This is a genomic window from Bradyrhizobium genosp. L (assembly GCF_015624485.1).
In the GTDB taxonomy this organism is placed as follows: domain Bacteria; phylum Pseudomonadota; class Alphaproteobacteria; order Rhizobiales; family Xanthobacteraceae; genus Bradyrhizobium.
Genome location: NZ_CP061378.1, coordinates 6,233,211 through 6,247,728 on the forward strand (window position 1 = coordinate 6,233,211; position 14,518 = coordinate 6,247,728).

The 14,518-nt window shown below is 61.8% G+C and carries 17 protein-coding genes and 2 pseudogenes; 10 read left to right on the forward strand and 9 right to left on the reverse strand.

Annotated elements, in window-relative coordinates; genetic code table 11:
• Positions 1-67: 67 nt before the first annotated feature.
• Positions 68-400: pseudogene (locus IC762_RS29660) on the forward strand (ferritin-like domain-containing protein); the annotation flags it as partial.
• Here the strand turns inward: IC762_RS29660 and IC762_RS29665 are convergent.
• The 4 genes from IC762_RS29665 to IC762_RS29680 form a co-directional block, all read right to left on the reverse strand.
• Entirely contained in the window at positions 397-717 is a 321-nt protein-coding gene (locus IC762_RS29665; protein ID WP_246801302.1) for a hypothetical protein, read from the reverse strand. The pseudogene IC762_RS29660 and the gene IC762_RS29665 overlap by 4 nt on opposite strands.
• Positions 718-898: 181 nt before the next feature.
• A complete protein-coding gene (locus tag IC762_RS29670; RefSeq protein ID WP_246801303.1) occupies positions 899-1,765 on the reverse strand; it encodes a hypothetical protein in 867 nt (288 codons plus the stop codon).
• A gap of 1,082 nt (positions 1,766-2,847) precedes the next feature.
• Positions 2,848-3,447 (reverse strand): phosphatase PAP2 family protein, encoded by a 600-nt coding sequence (locus IC762_RS35830; protein WP_195785692.1) that lies wholly within the window; start codon positions 3,445-3,447, stop codon positions 2,848-2,850.
• A 166-nt stretch (positions 3,448-3,613) separates the two neighbouring features.
• Positions 3,614-3,817: a CsbD family protein gene (locus tag IC762_RS29680; protein ID WP_195785693.1), complete on the reverse strand. Its 204-nt coding sequence runs from the start codon at positions 3,815-3,817 to the stop codon at positions 3,614-3,616.
• 234 nt (positions 3,818-4,051) lie between these two features.
• On the opposite strand from IC762_RS29680, the gene IC762_RS29685 reads away from it, so the two are divergent.
• The 8 genes from IC762_RS29685 to IC762_RS29720 all read left to right on the forward strand — a co-directional run bounded on the left by IC762_RS29685 (position 4,052) and on the right by IC762_RS29720 (position 11,253).
• A complete protein-coding gene (locus tag IC762_RS29685; protein WP_195785694.1) occupies positions 4,052-4,540 on the forward strand; it encodes a ferritin-like domain-containing protein in 489 nt (162 codons plus the stop codon).
• Positions 4,541-4,550: 10 nt separating this feature from the next.
• The gene (locus IC762_RS29690; RefSeq protein WP_195785695.1) at positions 4,551-5,087 is read left to right on the forward strand and encodes a DUF4142 domain-containing protein; all 537 of its coding nucleotides are present in this window, start codon (positions 4,551-4,553) and stop codon (positions 5,085-5,087) included.
• Between the two features lie 409 nt (positions 5,088-5,496).
• Positions 5,497-5,748, forward strand: a complete 252-nt coding sequence (locus tag IC762_RS29695) for a DUF3551 domain-containing protein (protein ID WP_195785696.1) — start codon at positions 5,497-5,499, stop codon at positions 5,746-5,748.
• A 142-nt stretch (positions 5,749-5,890) separates the two neighbouring features.
• Entirely contained in the window at positions 5,891-7,678 is a 1,788-nt protein-coding gene (locus IC762_RS29700) for a thiamine pyrophosphate-requiring protein (RefSeq protein ID WP_195785697.1), read from the forward strand.
• Between the two features lie 67 nt (positions 7,679-7,745).
• Entirely contained in the window at positions 7,746-8,993 is a 1,248-nt protein-coding gene (locus IC762_RS29705) for a DUF763 domain-containing protein (RefSeq protein WP_195785698.1), read from the forward strand.
• Positions 8,994-9,029: 36 nt separating this feature from the next.
• Positions 9,030-9,782 (forward strand): DUF72 domain-containing protein, encoded by a 753-nt coding sequence (locus tag IC762_RS29710; RefSeq protein ID WP_195785699.1) that lies wholly within the window; start codon positions 9,030-9,032, stop codon positions 9,780-9,782.
• Positions 9,783-9,832: 50 nt separating this feature from the next.
• Positions 9,833-10,450 carry a flavodoxin family protein gene (locus tag IC762_RS29715; RefSeq protein WP_195785700.1) on the forward strand — a complete coding sequence of 206 codons (618 nt, stop codon included), beginning with the start codon at positions 9,833-9,835 and terminating at the stop codon, positions 10,448-10,450.
• A gap of 134 nt (positions 10,451-10,584) precedes the next feature.
• The gene (locus tag IC762_RS29720) at positions 10,585-11,253 is read left to right on the forward strand and encodes an MgtC/SapB family protein (protein ID WP_246801714.1); all 669 of its coding nucleotides are present in this window, start codon (positions 10,585-10,587) and stop codon (positions 11,251-11,253) included.
• Positions 11,254-11,384: 131 nt separating this feature from the next.
• Here the strand turns inward: IC762_RS29720 and IC762_RS29725 are convergent, their stop codons facing one another.
• The 4 genes and pseudogenes from IC762_RS29725 to IC762_RS29735 form a co-directional block, all read right to left on the reverse strand.
• Positions 11,385-11,726 (reverse strand): hypothetical protein, encoded by a 342-nt coding sequence (locus IC762_RS29725; RefSeq protein ID WP_246801304.1) that lies wholly within the window; start codon positions 11,724-11,726, stop codon positions 11,385-11,387.
• A gap of 110 nt (positions 11,727-11,836) precedes the next feature.
• Positions 11,837-12,056, reverse strand: a pseudogene (locus tag IC762_RS35425) (hypothetical protein); the annotation flags it as partial.
• Between the two features lie 30 nt (positions 12,057-12,086).
• The gene (locus IC762_RS29730) at positions 12,087-12,929 is read right to left on the reverse strand and encodes a hypothetical protein (protein ID WP_195785702.1); all 843 of its coding nucleotides are present in this window, start codon (positions 12,927-12,929) and stop codon (positions 12,087-12,089) included.
• A gap of 233 nt (positions 12,930-13,162) precedes the next feature.
• A complete protein-coding gene (locus IC762_RS29735) occupies positions 13,163-13,384 on the reverse strand; it encodes a DUF6894 family protein (protein ID WP_195785703.1) in 222 nt (73 codons plus the stop codon).
• Between the two features lie 601 nt (positions 13,385-13,985).
• On the opposite strand from IC762_RS29735, the gene IC762_RS29740 reads away from it, so the two are divergent.
• On the forward strand, positions 13,986-14,222 hold the full coding sequence (locus IC762_RS29740) for a hypothetical protein (RefSeq protein ID WP_195785704.1): 237 nt from the start codon (positions 13,986-13,988) through the stop codon (positions 14,220-14,222).
• A gap of 7 nt (positions 14,223-14,229) precedes the next feature.
• On the opposite strand, the gene IC762_RS35835 is transcribed toward IC762_RS29740, so the two are convergent.
• Positions 14,230-14,517, reverse strand: a complete 288-nt coding sequence (locus tag IC762_RS35835; RefSeq protein WP_433995857.1) for a DUF6894 family protein — start codon at positions 14,515-14,517, stop codon at positions 14,230-14,232.
• Between the last annotated feature and the right edge of the window lies 1 nt (position 14,518).

The window sequence follows — 14,518 nt, forward strand, 5'->3', positions numbered from 1 at the left end:
ACATCGGAAACGATTCAGCGGTGCGATGATTGAGTGCCAACGTATCAACCCGTCGGAGGCACCATGGGGCAAAAGGTGCGATGCCATCGAATGGATCCTCGACGAGGGCAAGGAGATCATGGAGGAGTATGAGGATGAGCCGGCGCTGGATACCGGGCTTTTGACGGTGGCGCAGGTCGTCGAAGACTATGAGATCTTACGCTACGGCACGCTGAGATCATGGGCCGCGAAACTTGGAATGAAGGACGCGGTAAAGCTCCTTGACCAGACACTAACCGAGGAAAAGAAGACCGGCGACACGCTGACAAAACTCGCCAACGGCGAAGTCAACGCGGTCGCGCGACCGATCCGGGAAGTCCCGGTCCGGCCGGGCTTCCCTCTTCGAATCTTGTGGACCTAGCCAAGAACTCTTGCGCGCAGGGCGGTGAACCAGCCCCAGAGCCGGGCGAACCAAGGCAGCGTCAGCAGCTTGGGTTTGACGATCTTGAACAAGCGTTCGACAAGCAGCAGACTGGCGCCGTACGCCGCGACAATCATTGCCGTGCCGGTGACCCAGTGCCCATCGCCAGCGACGGCAACCGCGATCAGCTTCAAAGGCTCGACGACGCTGGCGGGCAACAGCAGCAGCGCCAAGGATTGATAAGGCCCCAGCTGCTCGATGCGGGCACGAAGTCTGTTCCCATCCTCGGTGCCGGCGTTTCTGCGCAAGTCTATCATAAAAACCCCGGACACAAACGATTCGGCGTCGCGCGCTCCCGGTGCTGCACGCGACGCCGAACGGCAACGATTACGACCTCTGCGCCGCTCAATGATGCAGCAGCATGATCAGGATTATCAGCGGGATCGGAATTCCAAGCAACCAAAGCAGAATAGGCATTGATCTCTCCTTTTTCGAAAGTTAGCGATTAAATGCGGTCTTGCCGTAGCTCTTCTTTTCCCACGTCCCGTCGCGGAGCCCGCCGCCTTCCATCGCAGCGGCCGCGGCGGAGAACGCGCCGATGAACAGCGACAGCGTCAGCCAGATCGCAAGCTGCATGGTCGTCTTCCGGGCGTTATCGAGGTCGGCCTTGACCTGGTTGGACACGTCGTTGACGCGCTTTTCGGCCTCGGCCTGGCTCAGGCCCGTCCGCGCCGAGACCACCTTGGCGACGTAGGTCCGATCGGCGGGATCGAGTCCGCCGTCCTTGCGAAAGCTGGTCGTGAACAGACGGACCATCTGGGCGTGGGTGTCGGAGGAACTCTGCTGCGCTTGCGCGGACGGATTATCGGAGCGAAGCAACGTGTCGACGTACCTATCCATCGGCGATGATTGCGCAGAGTTGGTTGCGGCCGCCGTCGTCCCGGAAGCCGCCCCGCCGATCAGCGAACTGGCCGGTGACGCAAGAACCATCGCGCCAAAGACGGACGCGACCGCCCAGGCCAAAAAGCCGTGGGCCGTGTCGCGGAATTGCACTTCGTCGGTGTGGATTCCCGTCCACTTGGTCCGCAAGCGGCCTGCCAGATAGCCGCCGACCGCCGAGGAGATCATCGCCATCACGATGAAATAAAGACCGGTGCCGATCTCGAACGTCGTCGACGACACTCCCGACCCGGCCCAAGGAGAGACCACCGCAAAGCCCATGCCTGCTCCGAAGGAAAGGAGCAGAAGCGTCAGCGCGCAGGATGCCGCGGCGCCCGCAAGAATGGCGGCCCAAGACACGCCAGAAACCGTTGGTTCAACCAGTTCCGTTTCCGTCCGAACCGATTGAGGCGACATCGCTTCCATCTTCGTTTCCTCCGCGATTGGCTTTGATCTGCCCAAAGAATGCGCATCGAAAACGAAAGTTCCAGAATCGAAAGTCAGGGGCGATGCGACGAAACCGCCGTCGGCTCGACCACGACCGCGGTGCGCCGAGCCGTTGGTCCCTGCTCCTTGCTGGCTTTGACGAAGGGGCCGAGCGCGTAAAGGCCTTCGTCTTTTCAATAGGCACCCTTGACTGGCGGTCGATGAATACGGTGCAGCCAGCTTCCTTTCCACCGGGTGTTTCGGGATCCGGCAGATCGATCCGGTCAACGATCGCTTACATGGCCCGTACCTCATCCACGGTGAAGAAATGCCAGGGTCGGCCCGCTCGACGGTTGCCCGGCTCAGGGCTGTCGTACCGACCAGCCAGGCGGCAAGCCAAAGCCGACGCTGCATGGGAGATCTCGTTGCGTCACCTCGCGGCACCGTAAGAAGGTTTCACTCGTTTCTATGCAGCGTGCTCGCCGGCCGAATGAACCGCGCCCGGAATAATGAAAAGGACCCGGGCAGCCTTGGGGCGCGATGCCTCGGTCCTTTTATGCCGCGCAGGATGACCCGTGCGGCGCGCCGGAAGGTTCCAACCCGTCTTTCCCAATCCGATTAACCTATGTGCCTTTCGTCACCGATCAGCTGGCTTATAGTCAGCGTCGTCGGACGGCTGTGGCAGATATCGGTGAAGAGATCGTCCATCACAGCGCTCCCGCCCCACGCAAACAGGGAGCAGTGCCATCCATGGTCATCAAGCGGCGACGCTTCAAGCAAATCCAGTCCCTCGAAGAGCGCTTGGTTGGACGAGGCGATGCGCTTGCGAGCGCAAGCCAATCTGCTTCCACCGGGTTCGAAGCAGGAAGCAGTCCTGAGCAAAGTCCGGCAGGCAGACGCCGCCCTCCATATAAGCAAGTGGCTCGCCTCACTGGCCCCAAAGCGTCGATGTAGGTTTGCGCTCCATGATTGACCAGCCGCATTTGGATTTCTATTCGCTCCCGGCGCGGGGTCTGCCTTGGCGTCGCATTCTTCAGCGCTGTGCTGTTGATTGCTATCGTGCTGACGCGGGCTTTCGTCATCTAGCAAGAAGGCGTCGGTGATCCGGAAGAGCTGCGTTTCGCAAGGAGACCGTTCGACAGATCCTCGTGCAAGGCAGTTCTACTCGGACGGGCCGCCCCGCCCCGTCCATCACCGGTCGCAAAGCGGAGCAGCCACTCGACCGCCACGCCGATAACAGATCCCGCAGCGACATCGCTCACCAAGTGAGCCAACAGGACCACCCGCGTCGACATCAGTCCGCTTCCGAGACCCCATGCCAATCGACGCTGCGGCGCAGGAAGTCGGCTGGCGGCAGACAGCAACACGCCGATTTGGATCGCGTGTCCCGACGGAAAGGAGTCGTCCGCCTGTCCGGAAAATGGGATGCCGTGCTGATGGCCCAGCAAGGTCATACGGTCGGGTCGCTTTTGATTGAAGACAGATTCGAGGAGATGCAACGCTAGAAACGCCGTAACGGATGTCGCGAGGAGATGAACGCTGGCAACGCGCTGAGAACGCGACCTGCGGCGGCCCGATAACCACCAGCCCGGTGCGGCGGCACGCACGACGTGCTCGTCGGCGGCCCGCGTCAGGATCGAAGCTGCACGCTCTGTCGGCGGCGTCGTGTTGCGGACAATCACCCGCGTGACGGCAATATCGGCCTGGCTTGGGAGACGGTGATCGGCATCGAACTCTCACCGGCGCGACCGCGACATCGATTAATCTGCCGCTTGATCCCGGTTCCTCCCCCGCTGGATGACGTAACCCGAGGCCTCTTCGAGACGAGGCCTCGGGTGCATTCGGAGGTCACCACTTCTGGCGGCCATACCAGTCGTTCACTTCCTTGGTCGCCTGATCCTTGGCATAGCCATAGCGCTCTTGCAGGCGGCCTTCGAGCTGATCCTGCTTGCCGTTGATCACATCGAGGTCGTCATCCGTGAGCTTGCCCCACTGCTCCTTGACCTTGCCCTTGACCTGTTTCCAGTTGCCTTCGACACGATTCCAGTCCATCGCCGTTCTCCCTCGAAAGATGAGACCGACCAACGGAGCGGCGCAGGCTTCGTTCCCCCGGCGACTGCGTCAAGACTTCGCAACCTGCGTCGAAAGCATTCGCTTCGATAGCGCCGGGCCTTGCCTGCATACACGGGAGGCGATCGTGCGTGGCCCTCCGAGTCAGAGATAGGAACTTGGCTCTGCAGCAAAGGTTGGGTTGCTCAAATCAACCCGCACGAACGGAGCGAGCCTATGCCCGATAAAGACCTCAGCGCCCTCTTCCTCGACACCCTCAAGGATATCTACTACGCCGAGAAACAGATCTACAAGGCGCTGCCGAAGATGGCAAAGGCCGCCAGCTCGGACGATCTGCGCGCAGCCTTCGAGAAGCATCATGACGAGACCGAAGGGCATATCGAACGCCTCGAGCAAATCTTCGAGCTGATGGGCAAGCCGGCGCGTGGCAAGAAGTGCGACGCCATCGAAGGCATCATCGACGAAGGCAAGGAGATCATGCAGGAGTACGCCGACACGCCGGCGCTCGATCCAGGCCTGGTCGCTGCGGCACAGGCGGTCGAGCACTACGAGATCGCACGCTACGGCACGCTGATGGCATGGGCGACCAAGCTGAGCATGAAGGACGCCGTCAAGCTCATCGGCCAGACCCTGGCCGAAGAGAAGAAGACCGATGAAGCCCTCACCAAGCTCGCCGTCAGCACCATCAATGCCGAAGCGGCCTAAGGAGCGAACCATGAAGCGTATCATCCTGGCCACCGCAATGGCCTGCGTGCTGGCCGGCCCGACCATGGCCCAGTCGGCCGGTGAGAAGACTGGCGTCAATTCCGTCCTCGGCGTTGCGCCCAAGACGGAGGATTTCATCAAGGAAGCCGCCACGAGTGACATGCTGGAGATCGAGGCGGCAAAGATCGCCCAACAGAAGGGCAATGCGACCGAGAAAAAATTCGCCGACCAGATGATCACCGATCACACCAAGACGAGCACCGAATTGAAACAACTCGTCAGCGGCGACATGAAGTCCGCGCTGCCGACCGCACTCGACGACAGCTCCGAGAAAAAGCTTGACAAGCTCCGCAACACCAAGCCGGAGGATTTCGCCGCCGAGTACGACCCGATGCAGGTCAGCGCGCACAAGGACGCGGTCTCGCTGTTCGAGCGCTATGCGAAGGGCGGCGACGATGCGAAGCTGAAGGATTGGGCCGGCAAGACGCTTCCCGCGCTTCAGCATCATCTCTCGATGGCGCAGGACATGGACAAGAACCGGAAGTAGCCGGCTTCGTCGGAGCGAAGCTGCGGATAACTTGTTGCCTCACGTTCAGCGGTGTCTTCCGGCTCTACCTGAAGGGTGATCCGCACAGCGTGTCGCCGCTCCCTCCGGCGAACGAAGCCGCAGGACACGGCGGTATTTGCCGCTGCGGGTCCCGGCTTGTGCTGCCAACGTCCCGCTGGATTCCGATCACGAATCGCGAAGTGGCCCCGGCACGCGAAGCGCCGAGGCCGTTCGCCGCCGGCTCGGGTGGACTGGGGATGGAAGAGCCGCGAGGCATCGACTCCATGCCGGCCAACAGCGCTTCGTTCCTCGAATGTGTTCATCCGGTTTTCGGGGCGACGGCAACGCCCTTGGAACGAAGGAGCACAACTGCCATTGACAAAGGGCAATCCTTGCAGCGGTGACAAACATGAAAAAGATTCTCACGATCGCTCTTTTCGCACTCGCTACATCCGGCGGCCTTGCCGTTTCGAGCGGGAGCGCTTCGGCTCGCGACTATCCGTGGTGCTCGCAGGGTCGGCAGGAAGGTTATCCCGGCGACTGCAATTATCAGACACGTGCGCAGTGTATGGCCTCCGTCTCCGGCAGAGACGCCGCCTGCGGCATCAACCCGCGTTTCGCGTATGGCCAGCAGCGCCAGCGCCCTTACAATCGCTATTAAAGCGGTAGCCGGGCCGACGCCGAGCCATAAACGTTGCCACCGTCGAGTCCGGGTTCTCCGTTGCGGCGACACGGCTTGGATCCAAACGGCGCGGCGACCGGGGCCGCTCGATCTTGAAGAATAGGCCTTAAGGCGAGTTCTCATGTCCCAGACTGTCGGCGATTTCATCGTTCACCGCCTCCACGATTGGGGCGTGCGGCACATCTTCGGCTATCCCGGCGACGGCATCAACGGCGTGTTCGGCGCGCTCAATCGCGCCGACGGCCGGATCGAATTCATTCAAGCCCGGCACGAGGAGATGGCGGCGTTCATGGCTTCGGCCTACGCCAAGTTCTCCGGCCGGCTTGGCGTCTGCGTTGCGACCTCGGGCCCGGGAGCTTCCCATCTTACGACCGGTCTTTACGACGCCCTGCTCGACCATCAACCGGTGCTCGCGCTCGTCGGCCAGCAGGCGCGCAACGCGCTCGGCGGCCAATACCAGCAGGAGCTCGACCTGGTCTCGATGTTCAAGGACGTCGCGAGCGCCTACGTCGCACAGGCGTCCTCGCCTGCCCAAGTCCGGCATCTGATCGACCGCGCTGCTCGCATCGCTCTGGCGCGGCGCACGGTGACTGCCGTGATCTTGCCGAATGATCTTCAGGAGGAGACTTATCAGGATCCGCCGCGCGCCCACGGCACGCTGCGATCGGGTATCGGCTATGCGCCGCCTCGTATCCTCCCGCGCGAATCCGAGCTCGACCGCGCTTCGGACGTTCTCAACGCCGGAAAGAAGGTCGCCATGCTGGTCGGCGCCGGGGCGCTTGGTGCGACCGATGAGGTCATCGCGGTCGCCGACCGGTTGTCGGCAGGCTGTGCGAAGGCGCTGCTCGGCAAGGCCGTGTTGCCTGACGATCTTCCCTGGGTGACCGGATCGATCGGTCTGCTCGGCACCGAGCCGAGCTATGACCTGATGATGGAATGCGACACGCTGCTGATGGTTGGCTCGGCCTTTCCTTACTCCGAATTCCTGCCGAAGGAAGGCAGCGCGCGTGGGGTCCAGATCGACATCGATGCCGGCATGCTTTCGATCCGCTTTCCGATGGAGGTCGGCCTGGTCGGCGACGCCGCCGAGACGCTGCGCGCCTTGCTACCGCGGTTGCAGCAGAAAAGCGACGACGGCTGGCGTCAATCGATAGCGGGCAATGTCGGGAGATGGTGGTCGACGCTGGAGGATCGCGCGAAGCAGCCCGCCAAGCCGGTTAATCCGCAGCGGGTTACCTGGGAGCTGTCACCCCGGATCCCCGACCGCGCCATCATCACCAGCGACTCCGGCTCTTGCGCCAACTGGTTCGCGCGTGACCTGAAGATGCGGCCAGGCATCAGCGCCTCGCTTTCTGGCGGCCTTGCCTCGATGGGCGCGGCTGTTCCCTACGCCATCGCAGCCAAATATGCCGAGCCTGACCGCCCGGTGATCGCATTGGTCGGCGACGGCGCGATGCAGATGAACAACATGGCCGAGTTGATTACGGTCGCAAAATACTGGCGGACCTGGAAAGACCATCGCTGGATCGTCTGCGTGTTCAACAATCAGGACCTCAACCAGGTCACCTGGGAGCAACGCATCATCAACGCCGATCCGAAGTTCGAGGCATCGCAGCGCATTCCCGACGTCTCCTATGCCCACTTCGCCGAGATGATCGGTCTGCGCGGCATCTATGTCGACCGACCCGACCTCCTCGGCTCCGCCTGGGACCAGGCGCTGGCGAGCGACATCCCCGTCGTGCTAGAGGTCAAGACCGATCCCGAAGTGCCGCCGCTGCCGCCGCACATCACACTGGAGCAGGCCAAGAACTTCTCCATCGCGCTGGCCAAAGGCGACCCAAACGAGATCGGCGTGATCCGCGGCGCCGCGCGACAAGTGCTGGAAACGATTCTGCCCGGCAAGGAGTGAGACGAGCGCCGTGCAGGCCCGCATAATTGCTGCTAGCCTCCGCATTGATTCACAGTCGAGAGAGCCGATGGCCCGACGTACCGGCAGCGCCGACCTTCCGCTTCATGGCGGACGCGTTCCGCAATGGCTTGCCGGACGCATGACGACGTTAGGTGTCGTCATCACGCAGGCCATCATCCATCACTACGGCCGTGACGCCTTCCTGCAACGCCTTTCGCATCCGTTCTGGTTCCAGTCGTTCGGCGCCGTGATGGGCATGGACTGGCATTCGTCCGGTATCACGACGAGCGTGATCGGTGCGCTCAAGCGCGGGCTGGCGCCACTGCAGGCTGAGCTTGGCATCCACGTCTGCGGCGGCCGGGGCAAGCACTCACGGCGCACGCCAGACGAGCTGATGGCGCTTGGCGATCGCATCGGGTTCGACGGCGCCGCCCTGACCCGCACCAGTAAGCTGGTGGCCAAGGTCGACAGCGCGGCGGTCCAGGACGGTTTCGAGCTCTATCTTCACGGCTTCTTCGTCACTGACGATGGCAAATGGACCGTGGTCCAGCAGGGCATGAATGACAACAAGCGGCAGGCGCGGCGTTATCATTGGCATTCCGAAGGCCTCCGCAGCTTTGTCGACGAACCGCACAGCGCGATCGACGGCCCGTCGCAAGGCGAGATCGTCAATCTGACTGACCATCGCGCCGCGGGTTCGCGCCAGGCGCAGCTCGACCTGCTCGCCGCGATCGGGCCCGACGGTATCGCACGCCAATATGCCGAACTCACGCAAAAAGCCGCGGCGCAGCCCGACCTGCCGCACCTGATCATGCCGGAACATCACGACGTTAGGGCAAGCGATGTTTTTATCCGCCGGCTGCACGGTACCTTGGCTGCGGCAGCCGACCGCGGACCGCTGGACTTTCCCGAGCTGCTGCTCACGCCCGGCGTTGGAGCCCGCACGGTGCAGTCGCTGGCAATGGTTGCCGAAGTCCTTCACGGCCAACCCTATCGTTTCCGCGACCCGGCGCGCTTCTCGCTCGCCCATGGCGGCAAGGACCGTCATCCCTTCCCGGTGCCGATCAAGGTCTATGACGAGACCATCCGCGTGCTGAAATCGGCCGTGCAGCAGGCCAAGCTCGGCCGCGACGAAGAAATCCAGGCGCTGAGGCGCCTCGACGACCAGGCTCGCAGCGTGGAACGAACGGCAAGCGGTCCGTCGTTCGATGCATTCGTGGCAAACGAGCACGTCCGCTCGCCAGCCCTTGACGGCCGTTCGGTGTCCGGCTGGGAGGCCAATCTTGCGAGATGCAATGGCGTCACCAAGTCCTGAGGAGGGCCGCTCGATACCTGAACCTGGATCGTCGCGATGGCACGCATTCTGATCGGCACATCCGGCTGGCATTATCCGTCCTGGCGCGGACCGTTCTTTCCCGACCGGCTGCCGCTGAAGCGTCAGCTCGACTACTACGCAAGCCAATTTCCGACCACGGAACTGAACGGCGTGTTCTATCGCACGCCGACCGAGCAGGCCGTCAAAGCCTGGCACGACACGACCAACGACAACTTTGTCTTTGCCTGGAAGGCGTCCAGGTTCATCACGCATTGGAAGCGCCTGTCGCAGGATTCCGCTAACAGCCTTGACCTGTTGGACCAGCGCCTCCGCCTGCTGGGTCATAAGGTCGGCCCCGTGCTGTTTCAGCTCCCGCCCAATTTCGCAGTCGATACCGATCGGCTCGCCGCGTTCCTCAAGCTCTTGAAGCGCCGTCGGCGATATGCATTTGAATTTCGCCATGCTAGTTGGTACGAGCCGCGCATTCTGAAGCTGTTGGGGACGCGCAACATCGCGCTCTGCATCTCCGACCATCACGATGCGCCGGCGCCGTGGAAACGCACCGCCGATTTTGTCTATGTCCGCGGCCACGGTCCGGGCGGACGTTATCGTGGCCACTACAGGCAGGCCCAACTCGCGGATTGGGCGAAGCGCATCCGCGGCTGGAAGCGGCAGGGATGTGACGTCTACGTCTACTTCGACAACGACCAGAAGAGCGCGGCGCCCGTCGATGCTCGCAAGCTCTGCCAGTTGCTCGGATCTACAGTTCCGCAGCCGACTGAACGATAGGAACGAACAATTTTGCCTGGCATTGGCTTCTGAACAGAGGGACCGATGCAATGCCGTCTGACACGCTGAAAGCCATCGCGCTGAACTGCACGCTCAAACCGGGAAAGGACGCCTCCTCGACCGACAAGCTGCTCGGGGAAGTGCTCTCTGCCCTTCGGCACCATGACGTCTCTGGCGAGGTGATCCGCGTCGTCAACCTCAACATCAAGCCGGGCGTGACCTCCGATGAAGGCGCCGGCGACGACTGGCCCGCGTTACGCAGCAAGATCCTTGCCGCCGATGTTCTCATCATGGGTACGCCGATTTGGCTCGGTCAGCCCTCGAGCGTCGCCAAGCGCGTCATGGAACGGATGGATGCATTCTTGGGGGAAACCGATGAACAGGGCCGCATGCCGTCCTTCGGCAAGCTTGCGATCGTCGCCGTCGTTGGCAATGAGGATGGTGCTCACCACTGCCACGCCGAGATCTTCCAGGCGTTGAACGATGTCGGCTTTACCATCCCCGCCGGCGGCGCGACCTATTGGGTGGGCGAGGCGATGGGATCGACCGATTACAAGGATCTTCCGAAACCCTACGACAACACGGTGCAGACGACCAAGATGCTTGCTGCCAATGCCGCGCATCTCGCGCGCTTGCTGAAAGCGGCAACCTATCCCGGCGTGTCGTAGATCGCGAGTGGGGATATGCCACTTCATTCGAGCTGGACCGACATCGCCGTTCGCCTCGCGCTGACGGTTCTCGCGGCGCGATCGTCGGCTTTGACCGCGGCGCGCGCGGCCTCGCCGCCGGCCTGAGGACGACGATCCTGGTCGGGCTTGCGGCGGCGCCGGCGATGATCCAGGCCAACCTCCCGCTCACGCTCGAAGGCAAGGTTTCCGGCTCCTTCGCGGTGATGGACCCGATGCGGCTGCCGCTCGGCATCCTGATTGGGTCGGGTTCAATTGTCGGCGGCACGATCCTCAGAAAGGGCGGTCTCGTCACCGGCGTGACGACGGCAGCGACGCTCTGGTTGATCACCGTGATCGGACTTTGCCTCGGCGGGGGGCAACTCGCCCTAGGCTGCGTCGCCACAGCCATCGGCTTCATCACGATCGCGGGCCTCAAGTGGATCGATGTCAGGATTCCACGGGGTCACCGTGCCGCCCTCATCGCCACGGGCGAGGTTGACCTCAGCATGATCGACGCGTTGCCGAACCTGATTGAGCCCCTGCCACGGCATCTCCGGCCCGCATCAGGCCTTCGCAAACCGCTGCCTCAGATAGCAGAGGCCATCCAATGTCAGCCTGGACTCGCTCATCTCGCCGCGAGCTACCGCCGCCTCAAGAAACGTCTCAAGGTCGGGGAGCGCACGATCGAACTTGTCCGCGATGCCTGTCAGCTCGCAGGTTTCCCTGATGCGCTCGATCGGTCGTTCCAGAACGCTGATCTGAACCATGCTGGCTCAAGCGCGCGTGGAGTGGATCGTTCCTAAGTGCCTATGCGCCGCGTTGTGCCCGCCACTGCGAAGCCGGTTATTAACGTGCCCGACGCAAACTGTTCGGCGACGCCGCCAGCGTACCATCCGATGATCAGCAACAGACTGCATTCAGTCCGATCGCGGTCTTAGCCTTCGGGAAGAAAATTCGAGCGCGGCGGCAGGGAGCTCGGGAACGGCCGCGCCACCATCAGGGTTGCCCGCTCGTCGGTTTCCAAGGCGATTTTTTGCGCAAGCATCACATCGCCTGCCACCAGGGAACCGACAGGATAGAAGCACCAGCCCCTGACGACGCGATTCCTGGCGTCCACTTCATAGACATTGGTCGATGTGCCATAGCAAATCCGATAGCGCTTGCCCGAGTCCGAGCCGATGACGTCGAAGCGATTGTATCTTTTGAATTGCGATAGCTGCTCCGGCGACGGCCATTCGGACATCAGCGCGATCCCGCGCGCCTCGGTCCGGCTCATAAGCATGCCAAGTGTCCCACATCGAAACCAGGGTTCCGTGCAGCACCCTCACGGCATGCCGCAAGACGGCCAGCACTCCCGCTCAGCGTGGGCGTGCCGGCATGGCGCCAACCGCCGACCAGGCGCGGGTGGAACAGGGTTTCGTTCGCCGTAGGGATCAAGGGCTCGGACAAACGTCGCCTCGCCTTTCCCGGTACGGGTCGCCGCACTGTAGCCGTCAGCGACCAATTCCCGAAAGCGCGCTTCCGCCAAGGCCAGTTGCCGAGCATCAGCGGGATCGAATTCGTGGCGGGTGTCGCCTGTGTGATCCATGACCAGGAGCATTGCCATCACTGTCTCCTCTCGAGCCGTCGCGTGGTTTCAGACGATCGGAACCGCGGTCGTTTGCCTGCCGCCCATCCATTCCGGTCGCGGCGCGCCGTCGCGATGCCGACCGCCGGCGCAGGCCGCAGCCCACGCCGCGACAGCGCCAAACAGCAAGGCGGCCGCGATCGAGAACGCCAGAATGATCGAGCCGCGTCGCGCGCGCTGGATTGCGGTCCTAGCATCTCCCAGCGCGGTATCGACGCGCTTCTCGGCCTCGGCAGCAGGCGCGCCCGTCGCGGCGGCGACCTGCTGAATCAGATAAGCGTGGTCATCGGCGCTGACGCCGCTATGGCTCGAACTGGTGAGCAGGATGCGGCCGGCCTCCGCCCGATCGTAGCCGATATCGAGATTGGCGGGACGCTGCGGCGACCGGTACAAATGATCGAGTTCGGCGCTCAGCAGCGGCTCGGCAGACGTCGCGGACGGCCTGTCGCTCCCGGACGGACGAACGACGGACAGCCCGATCAAGGCAACGATCGCCGCCGTCATGATGACCCCGAGCGCCCACGCCGTCAGGCCGTGAAGCCCGTCGCTGCTTTCAACGAGGTCGGGTGGCAACGACCCCACCACGCGCTGGGCGCGGCCAGCGATATAGCCGCCGACACCGAAGCTCACCAGCGCCTGCAGGATCAGATAAAACCCCGACAACAAGGCAAGGGCAGCAGAAGTATCCCGCCATGTTGGCGAACTTGAGCTCACACCGAGCCCGATCGCCGCACCGAAACTGACAAGGATCAGGGAGAACGCCGCTGCGGCGAGAGCGCCGGCGATGACGGGACTCCATAGCATACGAACCCCGCTCCTGCTGTCGACGGGTGGTGCACAAACGTTTTCCATGAGGCGCCTACCGCAAGCCGAAGAAGGACAACACCGCGAGAATGACCACGATCAGGCCCACTAAATAGATCAGCTGGTTCATACAAGCCTCCGCTTAGCCGCGCCCTGACAATCGTGGCAGAGACGCGAAGTTCCTAGAAATGCGCGTGGCTCGAGGCAGCCTCTGCCTGGGCGGAATAGTTGCGTGAAAGGCCAACTGACAAAGGGCTTCGGATACGCTTGCTCGGACAAGTTCATTCAACGGGCTCACTCGGATGGATAGAAGCCTGGTAAATTTCCTCGCCGTCCTCGCCCTTCACCACAACCTTAGTGAGCGATTTATCATCTATGTCGGCTGAGATTTGCTTAGCGATTTCGTGGGCGAACCTTTGCGCCGCCTGTACGGTTGGCAACTCAATGCCCTGCGGATCTTGCAAGACATAGCCGTCAACAATCTCAAAATGAAACCTGGGCATTGCGTCCTCCGAATAACGGAAAATGCATGCCGGTTCGGGATGTTCCGACGAAGCAACAGGTGGACGATATAAGCGATGCCGGCAGCCTTGAGCAGGTAAGACTGGAAAGGTGACTAGGCCTGTCCCGCGGACGTCCGCAAAAACAAAAAGAAGCCCGGGAGCACCGGGGAATGCTCGATCAAGGGCGAAGGGGAGCCGTTGTCCAGGATGTCGACCTCGTAAGTTTTCGGAACACCAATAATGAAACCGATTGTCCGATCCCCGTTCGTCTCGAAAAACGCCGCGCCCGCGGCGGGCTCTCATTTAGGAACGGATTACATGGGCTGCGCGTTCCTGAATCATGAGTGAGAGCGTAGCCATCCTCATAGAAGCCTGGGACTTTCTTGAAAGTCGGGCGAGGTTGCTAACAGCTCTGAAACGAACCGCTTCCTTCTGACCAAGATTGGTCGAAGCGGCCTTGGCTGGAGAGCGACGTAAGATCATGCTCACCAACCGGGCTATTGACGCGCGCCGAAGCCAATGTCCGATCTCGCAACGCTATGGAAACGTGAACGTCAGGATTTCGTTTCGATTGTAATCGACTATCCTAAGCAGCTAGAGCATGACCGTGGTTAGAACGCTAATCTCGACGAACGATCTGGAGCGTGTTGCGATCCGAGAAATTCGCGCCGCTCCGGGCGCAGAATACGTAGCCGATGTTCGCATTGAGCGTTCAGGAAGTGCGTGGGCGCTAATCGTGAGCGCGCGAGTTGGTGCCGATCTTGATCGTATCCAGCACTCGGTTCGAAAAGTCGAAGAACATCTGCAGCAGCGTTATGAACTCTACGATCAGTCATGAAGACGGATCACAGATGGTCGACCGCGGTGAGCGATCGGCATAAGGCTGAGGCAGCCTCAATGCCGCGCTCCCACATCTCGGTAGATGATGGAAACGCAAAATAGTCCTCTCGTGGCGGAGCGAACCTCAATCGCCGTATCGGGCCTTCCGCCCACAAAGTTGAATCATTCGCTATGCCAACAAGTGTTTGCATAGCTTCGACCTCAGCGGCCTTTAAGTCGCGTAAATCCAGACCTTCTTCGTCCACGTATCTCTCACCGCCCCCACTCTGAACGTCGAAGTAGTAGCGTGGCATC

Excerpts from the sequence above, each read along its gene's own strand:
- IC762_RS29715 (WP_195785700.1), top strand. The coding sequence starts at position 9,833 with ATGCCGTCTGACACGCTGAAAGCCATCGCGCTGAACTGCACGCTCAAA.
- IC762_RS29665 (WP_246801302.1), bottom strand. The coding sequence starts at position 717 with ATGATAGACTTGCGCAGAAACGCCGGCACCGAGGATGGGAACAGACTT.
- IC762_RS29690 (WP_195785695.1), top strand. The coding sequence starts at position 4,551 with ATGAAGCGTATCATCCTGGCCACCGCAATGGCCTGCGTGCTGGCCGGC.
- IC762_RS35835 (WP_433995857.1), bottom strand. The coding sequence starts at position 14,517 with ATGCCACGCTACTACTTCGACGTTCAGAGTGGGGGCGGTGAGAGATAC.
- IC762_RS29695 (WP_195785696.1), top strand. The coding sequence starts at position 5,497 with ATGAAAAAGATTCTCACGATCGCTCTTTTCGCACTCGCTACATCCGGC.
- IC762_RS29700 (WP_195785697.1), top strand. The coding sequence starts at position 5,891 with ATGTCCCAGACTGTCGGCGATTTCATCGTTCACCGCCTCCACGATTGG.
- IC762_RS29725 (WP_246801304.1), bottom strand. The coding sequence starts at position 11,726 with ATGAGCCGGACCGAGGCGCGCGGGATCGCGCTGATGTCCGAATGGCCG.
- IC762_RS29740 (WP_195785704.1), top strand. The coding sequence starts at position 13,986 with ATGACCGTGGTTAGAACGCTAATCTCGACGAACGATCTGGAGCGTGTT.
- IC762_RS29670 (WP_246801303.1), bottom strand. The coding sequence starts at position 1,765 with ATGGAAGCGATGTCGCCTCAATCGGTTCGGACGGAAACGGAACTGGTT.
- IC762_RS29680 (WP_195785693.1), bottom strand. The coding sequence starts at position 3,817 with ATGGACTGGAATCGTGTCGAAGGCAACTGGAAACAGGTCAAGGGCAAG.
- IC762_RS29705 (WP_195785698.1), top strand. The coding sequence starts at position 7,746 with ATGGCCCGACGTACCGGCAGCGCCGACCTTCCGCTTCATGGCGGACGC.
- IC762_RS29685 (WP_195785694.1), top strand. The coding sequence starts at position 4,052 with ATGCCCGATAAAGACCTCAGCGCCCTCTTCCTCGACACCCTCAAGGAT.
- IC762_RS29730 (WP_195785702.1), bottom strand. The coding sequence starts at position 12,929 with ATGGAAAACGTTTGTGCACCACCCGTCGACAGCAGGAGCGGGGTTCGT.
- IC762_RS29710 (WP_195785699.1), top strand. The coding sequence starts at position 9,030 with ATGGCACGCATTCTGATCGGCACATCCGGCTGGCATTATCCGTCCTGG.
- IC762_RS29735 (WP_195785703.1), bottom strand. The coding sequence starts at position 13,384 with ATGCCCAGGTTTCATTTTGAGATTGTTGACGGCTATGTCTTGCAAGAT.